Raw genomic sequence first — 20180 nt, 5'->3', positions numbered from 1 at the left:
GCATGAGCCAGCGCCCCGAGGCCCTCTGGCCGCTCTTTGCCGAGCTCAAGACGCTGGACGGCGTCGGCCCCAAGACCGCGCAGGCGATGGAGGGGCTGGACGTTGTCGCGCCGCGCGACCTGCTGCTGACGCTGCCGCATTCAGTGATCGACCGCCGCCCGCGGCCTTCGGTGCAGGGGGCCGACCTTCCCGGCACGGTGACGGTCGAGGTGGAGGTCCTGCGCCACATGCCTCCCGCGGTGAAGGGGCGGCCCTACCGCATCCAGGTCGAGGACGCCGAGACGACGTTTCAGCTGGTGTTCTTCCACGGTCGCGCCGACTACCTGACCCGCGTGCTGCCCGAGGGATCGCGGCGGCTGGTCTCCGGCAAGGTCGAGTTTTTCGACGGCTTGGCGCAGATGGTCCACCCCGACCACATGCTGCCGCCCGAGGAGGCCCACACGCTGCCGCTCTTCGAGCCGGTCTACCCGCTGACAGCCGGGGTCACGCAGAAACTCATGGCCCGCGCCGTGGCCGGGGCGCTCAGCCGCGCGCCCGAGCTGGCGGAATGGATCGACGGGCCGTTGAAGGACCGTGAGGGCTGGCCCGACTGGCACGCCGCGCTCGAGGCGGCCCATGCCCCCGATGGCATGGCCGCGCTCAGCCCCAGCGCGCCGGCCCGCGCCCGGCTCGCCTATGACGAGCTGCTGGCGCACCAGCTGACGCTGGGCCTCGCGCGGATCAACCGCCGCAAGGGCAAGGGGTATCCCACCGTGGGCGACGGGCGCCTGCGCCGCCGCGTGCTCTCGGCGCTGCCCTACCGGCCCACCGGCGCGCAGCTGAGGGCGATGGACGAGATCGCCGAGGACATGGCCGCCGAGACCCGGATGAACCGCCTGCTTCAGGGCGACGTGGGGGCGGGCAAGACGCTGGTCGCTTTCATGGCGCTGCTCGTCGCGGTGGAATCCGGCGGGCAGGGCGTGATGATGGCGCCGACCGAGATTCTTGCGCGGCAGCACCTCGAAGGCCTGCAGCCGCTCGCCGAAAGCGCCGGGGTGGTGGTGGAAATTCTCACCGGCCGCGACAAGGGTGCCGAGCGCAAGGCCAAGCTCGCGGCACTGGCGGAGGGGAATATCCACATCCTCGTGGGCACCCACGCGGTGTTTCAGGATGATGTGGTGTTCAAGGCGCTGCGCCTTGCCATCGTCGACGAGCAGCACCGCTTCGGCGTGCGCCAGCGGCTCGAGCTGGGCCGCAAGGGGCAGGGCGCCGACGTGCTGGTGATGACGGCGACTCCGATCCCGCGCAGCCTCGCGCTGGCGCAATACGGCGACATGGACGTCTCGGTGCTCGACGAAAAGCCGCCGGGGCGCAAGCCGGTGCAGACCGCGCTGGTTTCGACCGAGCGCATGGGCGAGGTCGTGGAGCATCTGCGCAAGGCCGTTGCCGAGGGGCGGCAGGCCTATTGGGTCTGCCCGCTGGTCGAGGAGAGCGAGGTCTCGGACCTCACCGCCGCCGAGGAGCGCTTCAAGCGCCTGCGCGCCGAACTTGGCGAGGGGGTGGTGGGGCTGGTGCACGGCCAGATGCCGCCCGCCGAGAAGGACGCCGCCATGGCGCGCTTCGTCGCCGGCGAGACAAAGGTGCTGGTCGCCACCACGGTGATCGAGGTCGGGGTGAACGTGCCCAATGCCTCGATCATGGTGATCGAGCGGGCCGAGATCTTCGGGCTGGCGCAGCTGCACCAGTTGCGCGGGCGAGTCGGGCGGGGCGAGGCGGCCTCCACCTGCCTGCTGATGTACCAGCCGCCGCTCGGCGAGAGCGGCTCGAAGCGGCTCACGACGCTGCGCGAGACCGAGGACGGCTTCCGCATCTCCGAGGTCGATCTGCAGATGCGCGGCGCGGGGGATCTCATCGGCACCGCGCAATCGGGCCTGCCGCGCTTCAAGGTGGCTGACCTCGAAAGCCAGGCCTCGCTGATGGCCATGGCGCAGAGCGATGCCCGGCGGCTGCTGGCCGAGGATCCGGAGCTGCAGAGCGACCGGGGCAAGGCGGCGCGCATGCTGCTCTGGCTGATGCGGCAGGACGAGGCGATCAAGCTGATCAGCGTCGGGTAATCGACGCGTCGACCCTGTAACTCTCTGTCAATTAAGTAAAATAAAGAAGTCCCGGCGCGCAGAGAGACGCGCCGGGCCTTTGTGTTCCTGCCTCATGTTCTCAGGTGTTCGCAAATGTTCTTAAAAAGTTCTTTACTCGACTCGCATCACGTGAGAACAAAAGGGCAACAAGAGAACACGCACAGCACGCACACAGGGAACGCCAAGATGATTGAGACCATCCGCACCACCATGAGCCGCGCCGACAACAGCTCGCTGGTCACCGACATGATCGGGGCCGTGTCGCTGATCGTGATCCTTGTCGGGGCGCTGCATTTGCCGCTGCTCTGAGCCTTCGAATTTCTGCCTGCGGTCTTGCTCCGGGTGCCGCCGCATCACTGTCCCGATGCGACGCATTGTTTCCCCAACTCCGGGTCGCCTGATCCCCGGATACGCAAAGCGGCTCTTCCGGAGTCCACAAGACACGCCACTTCCGCCGCCTCCCATCCCCGGAGTGCGGCGGTTTTTTTGTCGGGTGTTCTGATCTCTGGGCTCGACCGGGGCCGGGGCGCCGTCAGGCGCTGCGCGCCGCGACGATTTCCTCGGCGGCTTCGGTCGCCGCCTCCAGCGCCAGCATGATCGAGGCGTGGCGGTTCTTGTAAGCCGCCGCCGGGCGCAGCACCTCGAGCCCGTCGAAGGGGGCAGGCGGGGTCGGCCCGTCCTCCTTGAGCATGGCGCGCAGCGCATCGCGCGCCTGTGCCAATTGCTCGGGAGTGCAGCCGATGATCGCCTCGCCGACGACCGAGGCCGCCGCCTGGCCAAGCGCGCAGGCCTTCACGTCCTGGCCGAAGTCGCTGACCCGCCCGTCCTGCAGCGCGAGATCGACGGTCACCGTCGAGCCGCAGAGCGGCGAGCGCTTCTTCACCGTCGCATCGGGATGCTCCAGCCGCTCGGTCCGGGGAATATCCGCCGCCAGCGCGAGTATGCGCGAGGAGTAGAGCTTGATCAGGTCGGTTTCGGCAGAGGTGGTGGCGGACATGGGTTTCCCTTTCGGCTCGCCCCCCATAGATAGGGTGCGCGCCCGGCACCTGCAAAAGGGAATTTCACCATGAGCTTCGATCCCGCCACCTTGGTCTATGACGCAAACGGCCTGATCCCCTGCATCGCGCAGGAGGAGGCGACGGGCGAGGTGCTGATGATGGCCTGGATGAACGCCGAGTCGGTCGCCCGCACGCTCGAGACCGGCCGTGTCACCTACTGGTCGCGCTCGCGCCAGAGTTTCTGGGTGAAGGGCGAAAGCTCGGGCCATCTGCAGGAACTGGTCGAGCTGCGCGTCGACTGCGACCGTGACTGCCTGCTGGCCCTCGTGCGCCAGACCGGCCCGGCCTGCCACACCAACCGCCGCAGCTGCTTCTACACCGCGCTGCGCGATGGCGAGGAAGTCGAAATCCTGCAGCCCATGGCGGGCTGACGCCGCCGTACGGCCCCGTCTCCTCTTTTCCAATGTGCCGGGCTGAGGCGCGCAGCGGCGAGCGGCAGGCCCCCGATCACTCGCGGCCGACCATCCGCCTTATGTCCTCCGGGCTGGCCCCTTCTGCGCGGTAAGTCGCGATGGCCCGCGCGTCGTCGCGCTTGGCGAGCCGCTTGCCTTCCTCGTCGCGGATCAACTCATGGTGGTGGTAGACCGGAGTCCAGAGCCCCAAGACCCGCTGCAGCACCACATGGATCGCCGTCGCCTCGAAAAGATCGCGCCCCCGCACCACGTGGGTGATCGCCTGCGCCGCATCGTCCAAAACCACCGACAGGTGGTACGAGCCGGGGAAGTCGCGGCGTGACAGAACCACGTCGCCCACTTGTCGGAGCAGTTGATCGTGGGAGAGCGCGATGCGCCCGGTGTCGCCGTCCGGACCCGCGCCGGTCTCCTCGAACCACAGATCCGCGCCGATCTCGTCCAGCGCCCGCGCTATGTCGAGGCGCAGTGCCGCGCCGCGCGGTCGGGGCGTCGCGCCGTAGCCGGGGGCGAGCAGGTGCCGGCAGGTGCCGGGATAGACCAGCCCGTCGGGGCCATAGGCGGGCTCGGTGCCTTCCTGTGGCGCCGAGGCGGCGGCCTGGATGTCGCGGCGGGTGCAGTGGCAGGGGTAGATCAGCTCTCGCGCCCAGAGCGCGTCGAGCGCCGCCTCATAGGCGGGCAGCCGGTCCGACTGGCGCATCGGCGCCTCGTCCCATTTGAGGCCGAGCCAGCGCAGATCGTCGTAGATCTGCGCTTCCCAATGGGCGCGCGAGCGGGTGCTGTCGATATCCTCGATACGCATCAGGAACGCGCCGCCCGCCGCCCGCGCCATGCCCTCGGCCAGCAGCGCCGAATAGGCATGGCCCAGGTGCAGCGGGCCGGTGGGCGAAGGGGCAAAGCGCGTGCGCACCTCAGTCCTCGCGGCGATAGGCTTTCTCGATCCGCCGGGTGCGCCGCTCTTCGCCGGACTGGTAGATCAGCACCCAGGCCAGAAGGATGAACATCGGATGGGTGAGCCCGCCCGAGAAGATGATCGCCGGCACCCAGATCACGAAGACCACGATGCCAAGGATCGGCCTGCCGGTCAGCAGGATCGAGAGCGGCGGCAGCAGCAGGGCGAGGACGTAGTTCACGCGGGCACCTCCTGTGCGGCGAGCCACTCCTGCCAGACGGTCTTGGCGCGGTCGGTGTAGCCCTTGTAGCGGTCCTTGCGGCCGCGGCGGCCGCCGCGCAGCCCTTCGAGCGGGCGGAAGAGGCCGAAGTTCACGTTCATCGGCTGGAAGGTCTTGGCCTCGGCGCCGCCGGTGATGTGATGGATGAGCGCGCCATGGGCAGTGTCCTGCGGCACCTGCGGCAGCTCATGCCCGAGGATCTCCGCCGCCGCCATCCGTCCCGCCAGCAGCCCCATCGAGGCGCTCTCGACATAGCCCTCGACGCCGGTGATCTGCCCGGCAAAGCGCAGGTTCGGCCGCGAGCGCAGGCGCATCTGTGCATCCAGCAGCGTCGGCGAGTTGAGGAAGGTGTTGCGGTGGATGCCGCCGAGACGCGCAAAGCTGGCGTTCTGCAGCCCCGGGATGCGGCGGAAAACCTCGGTCTGCGCGCCGTATTTCATCTTCGTCTGGAAGCCCACGATGTTGTAGAGCGTGCCGAGCGCGTTGTCGCGGCGCAGCTGCACCACGGCATAGGCCTTTTCCTCGGGCTTGTGCGGGTTGGTCAGGCCGATCGGCTTCATCGGCCCGTGGCGCAGCGTCTCGCGGCCACGCTCGGCCATCACCTCGATCGGCAGGCAACCGTCGAAATAGCCCGCTGTCTCGCCCTCGTGGAACTCGGTCTTCTCGGCGGCCAGCAGCGCGTCGATGAAACCCTCGTACTGCTCCTTGGTCATCGGGCAGTTGATGTAGGCCTTCTGCTCTTCCTCGGTCTCGCCCTTGTCGTAGCGGCTCTGCAGCCAGGCCGTGTCCATGTCGATCGTGTCGAAATAGACGATGGGGGCGATGGCGTCGAAGAAGGCCAGCGCCTCGGAGCCGGTCTCGGCTTGCAGCGCCTTGCCGAGCGTGCCCGAGGTCAGCGGACCGGTGGCAAAGATCCAATGCCCGTCCGAGGGCAGCTCGCAAATCTCCTCGGCGCTCACCGACACATTCGGCAGCGCGAGGAGCTTGGCGGTCACCGCCTCGGAGAAGGGATCTCGGTCCACCGCCAGCGCGCCGCCCGCGGGCAGCCGGTGTTCCCCCGCCGTCTGCATGATCAGCGAGCCCGCCTGCCGCATCTCCCAATGCAGGAGACCCACGGCATTCTGCTCGTGATCGTCCGAGCGGAAGGAGTTCGAGCAGACCATCTCGGCGAGGTTACCGGTGCGATGGGCGAAGGTTTCCACCTTGGGCCGCATCTCGTGGATCACCACGTCGACACCCAGCCGCGCCGCCTGCCAGGCAGCCTCGGACCCGGCCATGCCGCCGCCCACGATATTAAGAGTTTTGTCCATGTCGGGCAGATAGGCGATCCGTGCGCCGGTGTTAAGGGGGCGCGGGGCGCGAGCGGTCGAAAAGCGTGCGGCTGACCCACTTGCCCATGGCGGACTCCCGCAAGAGTCTTGCATCCGAGACATTAGACACGGAGCCGGCAACTTCTTCTCTTTTCAGACAGGCAAATCCCGCCGTTGCCCCCGGCGCGGCGCCGGATCAGTCCGCGGCGGGTGCAGGCAGCGCCTTGACGTAGGTGGCGACGGCGAGGCGGTCCTCGGGCGAAAGCTGCGCGAAATTGGCGATCACCTCGACCATGTGGCCACCAGCGCTGTCATATTCGGGGGTGAAGCCGGTCTCGAGGTAATAGGCCATATCCTCGGCGCTCCAGGTCAGCTTGTCCGGGGTGAGCGCGGGGATGCTGCCCTTGCCGCCCGGTGCAGGGGCGCCGGCGAGCCACGCGGTCCGCTCAAGCCCGCCGAAGCCGTCGCGCGGGGTATGGCATTCGCCGCAATGAGCCAGCGCCTCGACCAGGTAGCGGCCGCGGCGCATCTCGCCAGGTTCCGCGCCGGGCACGATCCAGGCGGGGTCGAGGTAGACCTGCTTCCAAAGGCCGAGGCCGCGCCGCAGATTGAAGGGAAAGCTGACCTCATGCGGCTGGCTCGGCGTGCTGGCGGCGGGCAGGGTGCGCAGGTAGCTCCAGAGGTCCACCACGTCCTGCGGCTCCATGCGGATGTAGGAGGTATAGGGGAAGGCGGGGTAATAATGCCGGCCCTCCGGCGAAACGCCACGCAGCAGGGCATTGGCAAAGTCGTGCAGGCTCCAGGCGCCGATGCCGTCCTGCGGGTCGGGCGAGATGTTGGGAGCGATGAACGTGCCGAAGTCGGAAGGAAACCGTTGCCCGCCGGCCAGCACCAGCTTGTCCTCGCTTTCTGGGGCATGGTGGCAGGAGGCGCAGCCCGCGGCGGTGAAGACCGCCTGGCCGCGGACGGGATCGCCCCCCGTATCATCGGCGAATTCACCTGCAGGCAGCGGATCCGGGGCGCTGATCATCCACAGCGCCCCGGCAGCGAACAGCGCCACCAGGGCCAGGAAGCCGAGCAGGCGGCGCATGGGTTACTCGGGTGCCCGATAGGTGTCGTGGCAGGCCTTGCAGGCGCCGCCAAGCTGGCCGACCGCCGGACCAAGTGCCTCCTGCCCGGTGGCCGCGACCTGCTGCAGGCTGGCGGCGGCCTGGCCGAGACCGGACCACTTCTCGGCAAAGCCGTCCCAATCGTCCCAGATCTCGGCTTTGGCGCGGGTGCCGTCGATGTCCATTTCAGATGTGCCCTCTGGGAAGAGCGGCGCCTCGTGGATCATCGAGACGGCGACGATCGTGTCGGCGGCGCCCTGCGCGGCCTCGGCGTCATAGGGGGCCTTGCCACGGGCCATGTCGCCGAGAATGCCGAGGTTGATGGCAAGGATGTTGAACTGGCCCTGCCGTGCCTTGACCGGCGCGGGCAGGTCTTGCGCGAAGGCGGCAGTGCCAAGAGCGGCGACGGCGGTGGCCATCGCGAAACTGGTTGCGGTGAACTTCATAAGAAACTCCCTTTCCTCCCGAAATCGGGGTTTTTCGAAAACCGTATCCCGCGGCGAGGGTACCCGAGGCCGGATTTCGATCAAGAGGGCTATTGGTACGGGTTTGCGGGCCGCCGCAGTGCGCCCCCTGGCGGGGATCGTCAAGAATAGGTAATTTTGATCAGTGAATTACGAGGTAAACGTGAGGCTATGGATCACGCTGCCCAACGCGGGGCATCACGGAAAATCTCACGCGGCCTGACAGAGATGGGAAGGGCCTCTCGCGCGTCGTAGACCCCTGTGCCCGGCCCTGCGGACACGCATCCCCGGTCGCGAGCGCCGGCATTTTCGGCTGCGGATGGCGCAAGCTCCACGCCATCCGCCTCGCAGGTGCGCGGCTCAGCCGGCCGCGGCGTCCTCCGGGAAGCGCACCTTGCCGATGAATGGCAGGTTCCTGTTGCGCTGCGCGAAGTCGATGCCGTAACCCACGACAAACTCGTCCGGAATTTCGAATCCGATCCAGTCGGCCTTGAGCGGGACTTCGCGCCGCACGGGCTTGTCGAGCAGCGCAATGGTACGCAGCTTGCGCGGCTTGCGGCTGTCCAGCAGGTGGATGACGTGGCTGAGGGTGAAGCCGGTGTCGACGATGTCTTCCACCAGCAGCACGTCGCGGCCCTCGATCGGCGAGCGGAGGTCCTTGAGGATGCGCACCTCGCGGCTCGATTCCATGCCGTCGCCGTAGGAGGAGGCCTCAAGGAAATCCACTTCCACCGCGAGGTCGAGTTCGCGCACCAGATCGGCGATGAAGACGAAGCTGCCGCGCAGCAGGCCCACCACCACCAGCTTCTCGGTGTCGGCGAATTCTTGCTCGATCGCGTGCGCGAGGTCCTCGATCCGGGCGGCGATCGCCTTGGCCGAAATCATCTGGTCTACCACATATGGCTTTTCTGCCATGGTTCTCCCCTTGAAAATCCGCGCGCAGCATAGGAAATGTCCCGGCATTGTCACGCGATAAAGGGGCGACATGCCGACCCACTCCGAGACGAAGCGCCTGCCGTACACGGCGCAGCAGATGTATGACCTCGTGGCGGATGTCGCGAATTACCCGAAGTTCCTGCCGTGGACGGCAGCGGCGCGGATTCGTTCGCGCGACGACATGGGCGATCACGAGGTGATGCTGGCCGACCTGGTGATCAGCTTCAAGGTGTTCCGCGAGCGCTTCGGCAGCCGCGTGACGCTATGGCCCGAAGAGAAGAAGATCGACACCGAGTATCTCGACGGTCCGTTCAAGCACATGATCTCGAAATGGCACTTCGAGGATGCGCCCGAGGGCGGCGTCGACGTGCATTTCTTCGTGGATTTCGAGTTCAAGAACCGCCTGCTGCAGAGCGCGGCGGGGATGTTCTTCTACGAGGCGATGCAGCGCATCGTGCGCGCCTTCGAGCGGCGGGCGGCAGAGCTCTACGGCTGAGCCGCGCGCGCAGGGTCCGGGTCAGGGCAGCGCGGCCAGCAGCAGCGTGAGCGCGTGGCGGGTCGCCGCCATGCGGACCTCTGCGCGGCCGAGAGCGCCGAATTCCACGGTTTCGGTCCGCGTGCAACCGACCGTGGCAAGGCCGAAGCAGACGCGGCCCTCGGGCTTGTGCTCGGACCCGCCGGGCCCGGCGATGCCCGAGACGGACACCGCCAGATCGGCCCCGGCGCGCCCCCGCGCTCCCTCGGCCATCTCGGCGGCGACCTCTTCCGAGACTGCCCCATATGCCTCCAGCGTGGCGGGGCGCACGCCCAGCAGCTCGACCTTGGCGGCGTTGGAGTAGGTGACCACGCCGCGCTCGAAGATGGTCGACGAGCCGGCGATGTCGGTGATCGCGACGGCGACCATGCCCCCGGTGCAGCTCTCGGCGGTGGTGACGGTGACGCCCGCCGCCATGGCGCGGGTCAGGATGTCTTGTGCAAGTGCGTCGGTCATCTCGTGCCTCACATCAGGAAGCCATGCGCGATTCCGGCGAGCACGATACTCACCAGCGCCGCGAAGACACCCGCGATGACGTCGTCGAGCATCACGCCCATCGCGTCGCCGCGGCGGTCGGCCCAGCCCACCAGCCAGGGCTTCCAGATGTCGAAGAGCCGGAACAGCACGAAGCCCGAGACCCAGCCCGGCCAGAGCCGCCAGAGATCCACGCCCATCATCATGGCGCCGTAGCCGACAGGGAAGAGCGCGATCCACATGCCCACCACTTCGTCGATGACGATCCATGACGGATCCTCGTCTTCGCCGCTCGCGGTCAGCGCCTTGGTAGCGATATAGCCCAGCACGAAGGCGACGATGCTGGCGGCCAGCAGCAGCCAGAAACCGCCCAGCACCAGCAGCAGGTAGGCGGCGGGCAGGGCAGCCGAAGAGCCCCAGGTGCCCGGGGCGGGGCGCAGCAGCCCCACGTAGAAGAAGGTCGCGATCAGTCTCATGGCTTCACCAACGTTGCGGTTGCGATGGCGGCGATGCCCTCTTCGCGGCCGGTGAAGCCGAGCCGTTCGGAGGTGGTCGCCTTGACCGAGACGCGGTCGCTCGCCAGCCCCATGATCCGGCCCATCTCGGCCATCATCGCCTCGGCATGGGGGCCGATCTTAGGCTGCTCGCAGACCAGCGTCACGTCGATATTGGAGATGGTGTAGCCCTTCGAGGTGGCAAGCTCGACCGCGTGGCGCAGAAAAATCTCCGAGGCGGCGCCCTTCCACTGCGGATCGCTGGGCGGGAAGTGGCGACCGATGTCGCCTTCCGCCAGCGCGCCGTAGAGCGCGTCGGTGACGGCGTGCATGCCGACGTCGGCGTCGGAATGGCCTTGGAGGGCGCGCCCGTGCGGCACCTTCACGCCGCAAAGCACCACGTGGTCTCCGGGGCCGAAACGGTGCACGTCGTAGCCATTGCCGAGGCGGATATCCATGGCGGTCTCCTGCATGGGGTTGGTCAGGTAGCTGGCGGCCCGTTCGAAATCCTCGGGGCCGGTGATCTTGAGATTGCGCCCGTCGCCGGGAACGATGGTGACAGCGAGCCCCGCGGCGCGGGCGACCTCGACGTCATCGGCGGCGCCGCCGGGGTGGGCGGCATGGGCGGCGCGGATGTCTGCGTAGCGGAAGCCCTGCGGCGTCTGCGCGCGGTAGAGGCCGGTGCGGTCCTGCGTGCCGGTCACCTGTGCCTCGGCTCCGGTCCAAAGCGCATCGGTCACCGCCAGCGCGGGCGCGGCGCCGGGGGCGGCGTCGAGCGCGGCGATCACCGCCTCGATGGTGCGGCGCGTGACGCAGGGGCGGGCGACATCGTGGATCAGGACCTTGGCGGGGGGAGCGCCAGCCAGCGCGTCGAGCCCGGCGCGGACCGAGCCGGCGCGGTCAGCGGCGCCGGTCACTAGCGTCACCGGCAGGCCTTCGGCCACCGACTCGGCGATGGCGCGATCCTCGGGGTGAATCACCAGGACGATGGGGCAGTGCGGGGCGAAGGCTTCGAGCGTCCAGCGCGCCACAGGCCGCGCCGCGATGTCGCGCCATTGTTTCGGGAGCCCGCCACCCGCGCGGGTGCCGCGCCCCGCGGCAACGATGATGGCGGCTGTTTCCGCGGCTGTTTCCATGGTGTTGACCTCCGGCGCCCCTCTCTAGGCGCTGCCGCGGGGCGGTGCAATCACCGGGGGCATTGTGCTCAATTTTTCATCACTCGCGCATGGCGTGCGCCTGTAGCGCTCCCAAATGATTGAACACGCGCCGCGCGCACGTTAACTCCCAAGCATCTGCACAAGGAATAGGCGCTTGAACTTCTCGCTGGGCGACAGACTCATCGACCCTCCGGTCTTGCTGGCCCCGCTCGCGGGAATCACGGATTTGCCCTTCCGCAGCCTTGTGTCGCGCTTTGGTGCGGGGCTGGTGGTGTCCGAGATGATCGCCAGTGGCGAGTTTCTCACCGCGCGGCCCGGCACGCGCGAGAAGGCGGAGTTGGGCGCCGGAATCGAGAACACCTCGGTGCAACTGGCGGGTCGCGCGCCTGAGCCCATGGCCGAGACGGCGCGGCATGTGGCGGGCATGGGCGCGAAGGTCATCGACATCAACATGGGCTGCCCGGCCAAGAAGGTCACCGGCGGCTGGTCGGGCTCGGCGCTGATGCGCGAGCCGGATCATGCGCTGCGGCTGATCGAGGCAGTTGTCGAAGCGGTCGATCTGCCGGTGACACTGAAGACGCGGCTCGGCTGGGACAGTGACTGCCTCAACGCCGCGCAGATCGCCAAACGGGCGGAGGCGGCGGGGGTGCGAATGATTGTCATCCACGGGCGCACCCGCTGCCAGTTCTACAAGGGGGCCGCCGATTGGGCGGCGATCCGCGAGGTGGTCGAGGCCGTGTCGATCCCGGTGGTCGCCAATGGCGACATCGTGGATGCGGCCAGCGCGCGGGCGGCCCTCGGGGCCTCTGGTGCGGCGGGGATCATGGTGGGCCGGGGGGCACAGGGCGCGCCCTGGAGGTTGGCCCAGATCGCGGCCGAGCTTTACGGAACACCGGCACCTGACGTGCCGACAGGAAAGGCGTTTTATCAAATGGTCGCAGAGCATTACGAGGCAATGCTTTCGTTTTATGGCAAGGAGCTGGGTGGCCGTGTCTCGCGCAAGCACCTGGGGTGGTACATGGATCACGCCGCGCCCTCGGCGGATCTGCGCAAGCGCGTGCTGACCGCCCGCGAACCGGCCGAGACGCTGCACCTTCTCGACGCCGCGCTGGCCTGCGATCTGAAGGTCGCCGCATGAGCACCAACACCGAACTCCTGACCCAGCTGTGGTCGTCGCTGCCGGTGCCTGCCGTCCTGCTTGATGCAGAGGAACGTATCGCCGACATGAACCCCGCCGCCGAGGGCTTCATGAACAACTCGGCGAAATGGCTGGTCGGCCAGCCGATCTGGGACCGTCTCGCGGTGGATGCGCCGATCGAGGAAAGCCTTGCCCGGGCGCGTGAGCATGGCACGCCGCTCTTCGTCAACGACGTCGATGTGGGTACCGGCAACCGCCCGCCGCTGGTGTGCAACCTGCAACTCGCGCCGGTGCAAAACTACCCGGGCTGGTTCATCATGCTGATCAGCCCGCGCGAGCTGGCCGGGCGGATGACCCAGAGCCATTCGGTGAAATCCGCCGCGAAATCCGCCATCGGCATGGCCGAGATGCTGGCGCACGAGATCAAGAACCCGCTCGCAGGGATCACCGGCGCGGCCCAGCTTCTGTCGATGAACCTGACCAAGGACGATCTCGAGCTGACCGATCTCATCGTCGCCGAGACCCGCCGCATCGTGAAGCTGCTGGAACAGGTCGAGCAGTTCGGCAATCTCTCGGCGCCCGAGCGCAAGCCGGTGAACCTGCACGACGTGCTGGACCGCGCGCGCCGCTCGACCCAGCTCGGCGCCGGGGCCCACATGAAGTTCATCGAGGATTACGACCCCTCGCTGCCGCTGGCCTATGGCGATCCCGACCAGCTGCTGCAGGTGGTGCTGAACCTGCTGAAGAACGCCGCAGAGGCGGCCGATCCCAAGGAGGGCGGCACGATCCGTCTGCACACCTTCTTCGAGCACAGCTTCCGCATGCGCCGCCCGGACGGCTCGACCCAGAAGCTGCCGCTGCAGATCGAGGTCATCGACGACGGCCCCGGTCTGCCCGAGGACATCAAGGGCGACGTCTTCGACCCCTTCGTGTCGGGCCGCGAGAACGGCACCGGGCTGGGGCTCGCGCTGGTGTCAAAGATCATCTCCGACCATGACGGCTGGATCTCGGTGGATTCCGTTCCAGGCCGCACGGTCTTCCGCATTTCGTTGCCACGCGCCCCGCGCGAGATTGAGGAGAACAGGTAAATGGACGGCACCGTACTTGTCGCCGACGACGACCGCACCATCCGCACCGTGCTGACCCAGGCGCTGACCCGCGCTGGCTGCAAGGTGCACGCCACCTCTTCGCTGACCACGCTGATGCGTTGGGTCGGCGAGGGCAAGGGCGACGTGGTGATCTCCGACGTCGTCATGCCCGATGGCAACGGGCTGGAAATGCTGCCGAAGATCCACCAGGACAGGCCCGACCTGCCGGTCATCGTGATCTCGGCGCAGAACACCATCATGACCGCGATCCAGGCGGCCGAGGCCGAGGCCTACGACTACCTGCCCAAGCCCTTCGACCTGCCGGACCTGATGAAGCGCACCGCCAAGGCGCTCGACAACCGCAACCGCTCGGCCAAGCGCGAGGAAGTCTCCACGATCGGCGCCGACGGGCCGGACGAGCTGCCGCTGGTCGGCAAGACCCCGGCGATGCAGGCGCTCTACCGCCTTGTCGCCAAGGTGATGAACACCGACCTGCCGGTGCTGATCTCGGGCGAGAGCGGCACGGGCAAATCGCTGATCGCGCGCGCCATCCATGATTTCTCGGACCGCCGCACTCTGCCTTTCATCACCGTGACCGGCGCCGACCTGTCGGATCTCGAAGGCCCGGCGCGGGTGCTGGCGCGGGTCAAGGGCGGTACGCTGCTGATCGACGAGATCACCGACATCCCCGACGAGATCCAGGCGCGCGTCGTGCGCATGATGGACATCCCCGGCGAGCACGTGCCCCGCTTCATGGCCACCAGCCAGGGCGACCTGGCGCAGGCGATGGAGGAGGGCGCGGTGCGTCAGGACCTCTATTACCGCCTGTCGGGCGCGACCATCAACGTGCCGAGCCTGCGCGAGCGGGTCGAGGACATCGCCCTGCTGACCGAGCATTTCCTGCAGCGCGCCGAGCGCGAGGGGGCCTCCAAGCGCTGGCTGTCGAAGGATGCCGCCGAGCTCTTCCGCGCCTACAGCTGGCCCGGCAACGTGCGGCAGCTGGAAAACGCCGTGCGCCGCCTGAGCCTGACCTCTCGGGCCGAGGAAATCAGCCGCGCCGAAGTCGAGGCGGTTCTGGGCAATCAGCCCGACACCGGCCCGATCCTGCGCGGCGGCGACAGCGAGAAACTCAGCACCTCGGTGGCCCGCCACCTGCGCCGCTATTTCGACCTGCATGGCAACATGCTGCCAGCGCCGGGGCTCTACACCCGCATCCTCAAGGAAGTGGAAGCGCCGCTCATCGAGATCGCGCTGGAAGCCACCGGCGGGAATCAGGCGAAATGTGCCGATCTGCTTGGCATCAACCGCAATACCTTGCGCAAGAAGATCACCGATCTTGATATTCGCGTGACACGGCGCCGCAAACTGATGTAAAACCGTCACAGGCATGTGGCCGCGATGCGCCGCCCTCGGGGCGGCGCATTCATGAGAAGCCACAGCACATGGCGACGCTGCCTCGAGCAGCCAATCAGTATGAGGTGAATCTGTGGCCACCCGGGCACGGAGCACGACTTGGGCGCGCATGAACAGGCTGCGCCGACAACGGCGCGTTCAGAACGCGGCGACGCTCGGGCTGGTTCTGCTCGGGCCGGTTCTGGCGGTGTTGACGTTTCTGGTGCTTGGCCCGCTCGGCAGCGGCGAGCGTGCGACGCAGCTGAGCCTGCGGCTCGTGCTGCTGGCCGACATGGTCTACGTGCTGCTGATCGCCACGTTGGTGCTGGCGCGGCTGGTGCGGATGATCTCGGAGCGCCGGGCGCAATCGGCAGGCTCGCGGCTGCACCTGCGCCTGACCGGGCTTTTTGCGCTGATGGCGCTGTTGCCCACGGTCACCGTCGCGGTCTTTGCCGTTCTCACCATCAACATCGGTCTCGAGACATGGTTCTCCAGCCGCGTGCAGAACGTGGTCGGGGCCTCGATGGCCGCCGCAGAGGCCTATGAAGAAGAGCAGCGCGTCGGGCTGATCGAGGATGTGCAGGCGCTGGCGCGTTTCGTCGACGGTGCGCGCCGGGCAAATTTCGCGCTCGATGATGGCGACGTGCGGCAGGTGCTGGGGCAGGGACAGGCGCAGATCCAGCGCGGCCTGCGCGAGGCTTACGTGATCGATGGCGGTGGCGAGATTCGCGCCCGTGGCGAGCGCTCCTATCTGTTCTACTACGAGCAGCCCACGGTCGCGCAGTTTGACCGCGCCCGGGCCGAGGGGCTGGTGCTGATCCCGGACTGGGACAACCACGAGCTGCGCGCGCTGGTGCCGCTCTCGGCCTTTGCGGACCGCTTCCTCTATGTCAGCCGCGTCGTCGACGGCAACCTGCTGAACCTGCTCGACGAGACGCAGGAGACCGCGCGCTTCTACCAGCAGCAGGAGACCGAGCGCGGCCGGAGGCTCTTTGATTTCGCGCTGCTCTATCTTGGCTTTGCGCTGCTGCTGATCCTCGCGGCGGTCTGGTTGGGTCTTTGGTTCGCCGAGCGCATGGCGCAGCCCGTGGGGCGGCTCACCGGCGCGGCGCAGCGGGTCGGGGCGGGGGACCTCGACGTGCAGGTGATCGAGGGCGAGGGCGACGACGAGATCGCCATGCTCGGTCGCTATTTCAACCAGATGACCCGCCAGCTCAAGGGCCAGCGCGAGACCCTGCTCGAGAACACCCGCCAGATCGAGCGTCGCCAGCGACTGTTCGATTCCGTGCTGTCGTCGATCACCTCCGGGGTGGTCGGGCTGGATGCCGAGGGCAGGGTGACCTTCGTCAACCGCCCCGCCGAGCGGCTGCTCGGCTGGCGCGAACCCCGCGCCGACGTGCCGCTGACCGTGGCCGTGCCCGAGTTCGGCCCGCTCTACGAACGGCTGCGCGAGAGCGGGCTCGAGACCGCGCAGGAAGAGGTGAAGGTCAGCCGAGAGGGGCGGCTCGAGCATCTTCTGGTGCGGTTTTCGGTGCGGCGGCGGCAGGACGGCGCGCTCGAGGGCTACGTGGTGGCTTTCGACGATGTGACCGATCTTGTCAGCGCGCAACGCATGGCCGCCTGGGGTGACGTGGCGCGGCGCATCGCGCATGAGATCAAGAACCCGCTGACCCCGATCCGGCTCTCGGCCGAACGCATCACCCGCAAGTTCTCGCGCCAGCTCGAGGCGGCGGACGCCGAGAAGCTGGCGCAGATGACCGAGGTCATCGTGCGCCAGACCGAGGATTTGCGCCGCATCGTCGACGAGTTCAGCAAGTTCGCCCGCATGCCGGAGCCGCAGCGCAAGCCCGAGGACGTGGTGGCGCTGCTGCGCGGCGCAGTGCTTTTGCAGGAGACAGGCCAGCCGGCGATCCGTTTCGTCAGCGACCTGCCGGCGCGCGCCATGGCTGCCGAACTCGACGCCACCATGGTCGGCCAGGCGCTGACCAACCTGATCAAGAACGCCGGCGAGGCAATCGAGAGCCTCGGCGAGCAGGGCGCCCCCGAGGGCCACAGCCCCGAGATCCGCGTCAGCCTGACCGAAGAGGACGGGCGCGCGGTGATCCGCATCATGGACAATGGCATCGGCCTGCCCGAGGACCGCGCGCGGCTCTTCGAGCCCTATGTCACCACCCGCGACAAGGGCACCGGCCTTGGCCTGCCCATCGTCAAGAAGATCATCGAGGAGCACGGCGGAACGCTGGCGCTCGAGGACGCACCGCCGTTTGGCGGCGCGGACCATGCCGGGGCCATGGCGGTCATCCGCCTGCCGCTCGGCACAACCGGCGACGTGCCGGAGACGTCTGACAAGAGCATTTCGGAACTGGAGAGGCAGACATGAGCGACATCCTGATCGTCGACGACGAGCGCGACATCCGCGAGCTGATCGGGGATATTCTCGAGGATGAAGGCTACACCACCCGATTGGCCGGCAACTCCTCCGAGGCGATGAACGAGGTCAACTCCGAACCGCCCGCGCTGATGATCCTCGATATCTGGCTGAAGGACAGCAAGATGGACGGGATCGACATCCTCAAGACCGTCAAGCGCGACAATCCCGACATCCCGATCATCATCATCTCGGGCCACGGCAACATCGAGATCGCCGTCGCCGCGATCAAGCAGGGCGCCTATGACTTCATCGAGAAGCCCTTCAACATCGATCAGCTGCTGGTGGTGATCCGCCGCGCGATGGAAACTTCGCGCCTGCGCCGCGAGAACAGCCAGCTGCGTCGCCGCGAGACCGAGGTCGCGCAGATGATCGGTGAAAGCGCCATGTTCCGGGGTCTTGTCAGCCAGATCGACAAGGTCACCAAGTCCAACGGCCGGGTGATGCTCACCGGCCCCGCGGGCTGCGGCAAGGAAGTGGCGGCGCGCTTCATCCACGCAAATTCCGGCCGTGCCTCGGCGCCCTTCGTCACCGTCAATTGCGCCGGGGTGGCACCGGACAACATGGAGCAGATGCTGTTCGGCCGCGAGAGCGCCGAACGCGGCGTCGAGCCGGGTCTACTCGAGCAGGCGCACGGCGGGGTGATCTACTTCGACGAGGTCGCAGACATGCCGCTCGGCACCCAGTCGAAAATCCTGCGGGTGCTGGTCGACCAGAGCTTCACCCGCGTCGGCGGCGCCGACAAGGTGCGGGTGGACCTGCGGGTGATCTCCTCGACCAACCGCGACCTCGAAGCCGAGATCGCCGCGGGCACCTTCCGGCAGGAGCTCTACCACCGGCTCAACGTGGTGCCGATCGCCGTGCCCTCGCTCGAGGACCGGCGCGAGGACATCCCGCTGCTGGCGCGCCACTTCATCGAGAGCTTCAACCGCACCCAGGGCCTGCCGCTGCGCGAGCTTTCGGACGACGCGGTCGCGCTCCTCCAGACGATGATCTGGCCGGGCAACGTGCGCCAGCTCAAGAACCTGATCGAGCGCGTGCTGATCCTCGGCGACGGAAGCGGCCCGATCGAGGCGCGCGAACTGCCGCAGGACGGCCCGGCGGGCGAGGACGAGGAGGGCCGCGTGGTGCTCTCGGGCACGCTGGCGACCCTGCCGCTGCGCGAGGCGCGCGAGGCTTTCGAGCGGGAGTACCTGCTGACCCAGATCAACCGCTTCGGCGGAAACATCTCGCGCACCGCGGCCTTTGTCGGCATGGAGCGCTCGGCGCTGCACCGCAAGCTGAAGTCGCTGGGCGTGGTGACCGGGGCGAAATCCGGCGGGCGCATCGCCTATATCGAGGAAGACCAGGTGACCTCCGCCTCCTGAGAGCGGCGCCGGATAAAGGGTTTAATTCCGGGACAGTTCCGCCTCGTGGGCGGGGCTGGAAACGCCCTGGGGGCGCCCGTGCATTGACCGCTCGCACCGGGCATGTCATGCCGGGCACACTCGGGGCCTCGGGCCAGCAATTTGGGCAGACGACATGAAAGTCATCATTTGCGGCGCGGGCCAGGTCGGCTGGCAGATCGCCCGTCATCTCTCGGGCGAGCGCAACGACGTCACCGTGGTGGACAGCAACCCCGACCTGGTGCGGCGGGCGACCGACACGCTCGACGTGCAGGGGATCGCAGGCTTCGCCTCCTATCCCGATGTGCTCGACAAGGCCGGCGCGCGCGACGCCGACATGATCATCGCCGCCACCTATTCGGACGAGGTCAACATGGTCACCTGCCAGGTGGCCCATTCGATCTTTGCCATCCCGCGCAAGATCGCCCGCCTGCGCTCGCAGAGCTACCTGACGGCGATCTACTCGGACCTTTATCGCCGCGACCACCTGCCGATCGACGTGGTGATCTCGCCCGAGAAGGAGGTCGCCGAGGCCGCGCTGCAGCGCCTCTCAGCCCCTGCGGCCTTTGACACCGAGCGCTTTCTCGAGGGCGGGGCGCAGCTTCTCGGCCTGACCATCGACGAGCATTGCCCGATCATCAACACGCCGCTGCGGCAGCTCTCGGACCTCTTCTCGACGCTGCGTTCGGTGGTGGTGGGCGTCCGCCGCGAGGGCACGCTGTTTGCCCCCGAGCCGCGTGATCAGATTTTCGTCGGGGATGCCTGCTACGTGCTGGTCCACGCCGACGACATCCAGCGCACGCTCGAGATCTTCGGCAAGGCGCAGCGCAAGCAAGAGCGGATCGTGGTGCTGGGCGGCGGCAACGTCGGCCTTGCGGTGGCGCGCGCGCTGGAAAGCCGTGCCGAGCGCATCCGCGCCAAGGTGATCGAGAAGGACCGCGCCGCCGCCGAACGCGCCGCCGACGCGCTGGAGCGCACCATCGTGCTGCATGGCGACGCGCTCGACACCGCGCTTCTGCGCGAGGCAGGCATCAGCCGCGCCGACGCCGTGCTGTGCGTGACCGACGACGAAAAGACCAACCTGCTGGCCGCCGTGCGCGCCAAGGCCGAGGGCTGCCCCATGGCCATTGCGCTGATCAACGACCCCACGCTGGTGCCGCTGATGGAGCCGATGGGAGTCGACGCCCATATCAACCCGCGCGCCACCACCGTCAGCTCGATCCTGCGCCATATCCGCCACGGCCGGGTGCGCTCGGTCTACTCGATCGGTGACGCCGAGGCCGAGGTGATCGAGGCCGAGGTGCTCTCGACCTCGTCCATCGCCGGGCGGATGATCCGCGAGATCGAATTCCCCGAAGGCGTGCTGGTCGGCGCGGTGATGAAGGACGGCGAGGTGATCAAGATCACCGGCGAGCTGCGCATCGAAGAGGGCGACCGCATCGTCATGTTCGCGCTGGCCAAGGACGTGCCGGAGGTCGAGCGGCTCCTGCAGGTCTCGATCGACTTCTTCTGATCG

The 20180-nt window shown here is 67.7% G+C and carries 20 protein-coding genes; 10 read left to right on the top strand and 10 right to left on the bottom strand.

The window, feature by feature from the left end; translation table 11 throughout:
- The first annotated feature begins 2 nt into the window (after positions 1–2).
- Positions 3–2093, top strand: coding sequence for an ATP-dependent DNA helicase RecG (recG, locus tag CEW88_RS08265; protein WP_108965831.1), 2091 nt, complete (start codon positions 3–5; stop codon positions 2091–2093).
- Between the two features lie 207 nt (positions 2094–2300).
- Complete coding sequence (locus CEW88_RS25105; RefSeq protein ID WP_255455521.1) at positions 2301–2423, top strand: hypothetical protein; 123 nt, start codon at positions 2301–2303, stop codon at positions 2421–2423.
- Positions 2424–2646: 223 nt separating this feature from the next.
- On the opposite strand, the gene CEW88_RS08260 is transcribed toward CEW88_RS25105, so the two are convergent.
- Positions 2647–3111 (bottom strand): iron-sulfur cluster assembly scaffold protein, encoded by a 465-nt coding sequence (locus CEW88_RS08260; RefSeq protein WP_108965829.1) that lies wholly within the window; start codon positions 3109–3111, stop codon positions 2647–2649.
- Positions 3112–3180: 69 nt separating this feature from the next.
- On the opposite strand from CEW88_RS08260, the gene hisI reads away from it, so the two are divergent.
- Positions 3181–3543 carry a phosphoribosyl-AMP cyclohydrolase gene (hisI, locus tag CEW88_RS08255; protein ID WP_108965827.1) on the top strand — a complete coding sequence of 121 codons (363 nt, stop codon included), beginning with the start codon at positions 3181–3183 and terminating at the stop codon, positions 3541–3543.
- Between the two features lie 76 nt (positions 3544–3619).
- Here the strand turns inward: hisI and gluQRS are convergent, their stop codons facing one another.
- From gluQRS to hpt, 6 genes are all read right to left on the bottom strand, one after another.
- Positions 3620–4492 (bottom strand): tRNA glutamyl-Q(34) synthetase GluQRS, encoded by an 873-nt coding sequence (gene gluQRS, locus CEW88_RS08250; RefSeq protein WP_108965825.1) that lies wholly within the window; start codon positions 4490–4492, stop codon positions 3620–3622.
- Position 4493: 1 nt separating this feature from the next.
- On the bottom strand, positions 4494–4715 hold the full coding sequence (locus CEW88_RS08245) for a hypothetical protein (protein WP_092420792.1): 222 nt from the start codon (positions 4713–4715) through the stop codon (positions 4494–4496).
- A complete protein-coding gene (gene trmFO / locus CEW88_RS08240; RefSeq protein WP_108965823.1) occupies positions 4712–6064 on the bottom strand; it encodes a methylenetetrahydrofolate--tRNA-(uracil(54)-C(5))-methyltransferase (FADH(2)-oxidizing) TrmFO in 1353 nt (450 codons plus the stop codon). Before trmFO ends, CEW88_RS08245 begins: the two co-directional genes overlap by 4 nt.
- A 196-nt stretch (positions 6065–6260) precedes the next feature.
- On the bottom strand, positions 6261–7154 hold the full coding sequence (locus CEW88_RS08235) for a c-type cytochrome (protein WP_108965821.1): 894 nt from the start codon (positions 7152–7154) through the stop codon (positions 6261–6263).
- 3 nt (positions 7155–7157) lie between these two features.
- The gene (locus tag CEW88_RS08230; RefSeq protein WP_108965819.1) at positions 7158–7619 is read right to left on the bottom strand and encodes a c-type cytochrome; all 462 of its coding nucleotides are present in this window, start codon (positions 7617–7619) and stop codon (positions 7158–7160) included.
- A gap of 378 nt (positions 7620–7997) precedes the next feature.
- Positions 7998–8552 (bottom strand): hypoxanthine phosphoribosyltransferase, encoded by a 555-nt coding sequence (gene hpt / locus CEW88_RS08225; RefSeq protein ID WP_108965817.1) that lies wholly within the window; start codon positions 8550–8552, stop codon positions 7998–8000.
- 70 nt (positions 8553–8622) lie between these two features.
- Here hpt and CEW88_RS08220 point away from each other — a divergent pair, with 70 nt between their 5' ends.
- Positions 8623–9069, top strand: coding sequence for a type II toxin-antitoxin system RatA family toxin (locus tag CEW88_RS08220; RefSeq protein WP_108965815.1), 447 nt, complete (start codon positions 8623–8625; stop codon positions 9067–9069).
- 21 nt (positions 9070–9090) lie between these two features.
- Here the strand turns inward: CEW88_RS08220 and CEW88_RS08215 are convergent, their stop codons facing one another.
- From CEW88_RS08215 to CEW88_RS08205, 3 genes are read right to left on the bottom strand one after another with little or no spacing between them, the layout of a single operon-like run.
- Positions 9091–9564, bottom strand: a complete 474-nt coding sequence (locus CEW88_RS08215) for a CinA family protein (protein ID WP_108965813.1) — start codon at positions 9562–9564, stop codon at positions 9091–9093.
- A gap of 8 nt (positions 9565–9572) precedes the next feature.
- Positions 9573–10058: a phosphatidylglycerophosphatase A family protein gene (locus tag CEW88_RS08210; RefSeq protein WP_108965811.1), complete on the bottom strand. Its 486-nt coding sequence runs from the start codon at positions 10056–10058 to the stop codon at positions 9573–9575.
- On the bottom strand, positions 10055–11212 hold the full coding sequence (locus CEW88_RS08205) for a bifunctional 2-C-methyl-D-erythritol 4-phosphate cytidylyltransferase/2-C-methyl-D-erythritol 2,4-cyclodiphosphate synthase (protein WP_108965809.1): 1158 nt from the start codon (positions 11210–11212) through the stop codon (positions 10055–10057). Before CEW88_RS08205 ends, CEW88_RS08210 begins: the two co-directional genes overlap by 4 nt.
- A gap of 175 nt (positions 11213–11387) precedes the next feature.
- Here CEW88_RS08205 and dusB point away from each other — a divergent pair, with 175 nt between their 5' ends.
- The 6 genes from dusB to trkA all read left to right on the top strand — a co-directional run bounded on the left by dusB (position 11388) and on the right by trkA (position 20177).
- On the top strand, positions 11388–12371 hold the full coding sequence (gene dusB, locus CEW88_RS08200) for a tRNA dihydrouridine synthase DusB (RefSeq protein ID WP_108965808.1): 984 nt from the start codon (positions 11388–11390) through the stop codon (positions 12369–12371).
- Positions 12368–13459, top strand: a complete 1092-nt coding sequence (locus CEW88_RS08195) for a two-component system sensor histidine kinase NtrB (protein ID WP_108965806.1) — start codon at positions 12368–12370, stop codon at positions 13457–13459. The genes dusB and CEW88_RS08195 overlap by 4 nt, the downstream gene beginning before the upstream one ends.
- On the top strand, positions 13460–14833 hold the full coding sequence (locus CEW88_RS08190; RefSeq protein ID WP_108965804.1) for a sigma-54-dependent transcriptional regulator: 1374 nt from the start codon (positions 13460–13462) through the stop codon (positions 14831–14833).
- A 148-nt stretch (positions 14834–14981) separates the two neighbouring features.
- Complete coding sequence (locus tag CEW88_RS08185) at positions 14982–17231, top strand: sensor histidine kinase NtrY-like (protein ID WP_108965802.1); 2250 nt, start codon at positions 14982–14984, stop codon at positions 17229–17231.
- A complete protein-coding gene (gene ntrX, locus CEW88_RS08180; RefSeq protein ID WP_108965800.1) occupies positions 17228–18646 on the top strand; it encodes a nitrogen assimilation response regulator NtrX in 1419 nt (472 codons plus the stop codon). The genes CEW88_RS08185 and ntrX overlap by 4 nt, the downstream gene beginning before the upstream one ends.
- 154 nt (positions 18647–18800) lie before the next feature.
- On the top strand, positions 18801–20177 hold the full coding sequence (trkA, locus tag CEW88_RS08175) for a Trk system potassium transporter TrkA (RefSeq protein WP_108965798.1): 1377 nt from the start codon (positions 18801–18803) through the stop codon (positions 20175–20177).
- The last annotated feature ends 3 nt before the right edge of the window (positions 20178–20180 follow it).

It is taken from the genome of Alloyangia pacifica (assembly GCF_003111685.1).
Lineage (GTDB): Bacteria > Pseudomonadota > Alphaproteobacteria > Rhodobacterales > Rhodobacteraceae > Salipiger > Salipiger pacificus_A.
This window is presented reverse-complemented; position numbering and strand designations above follow the sequence as displayed.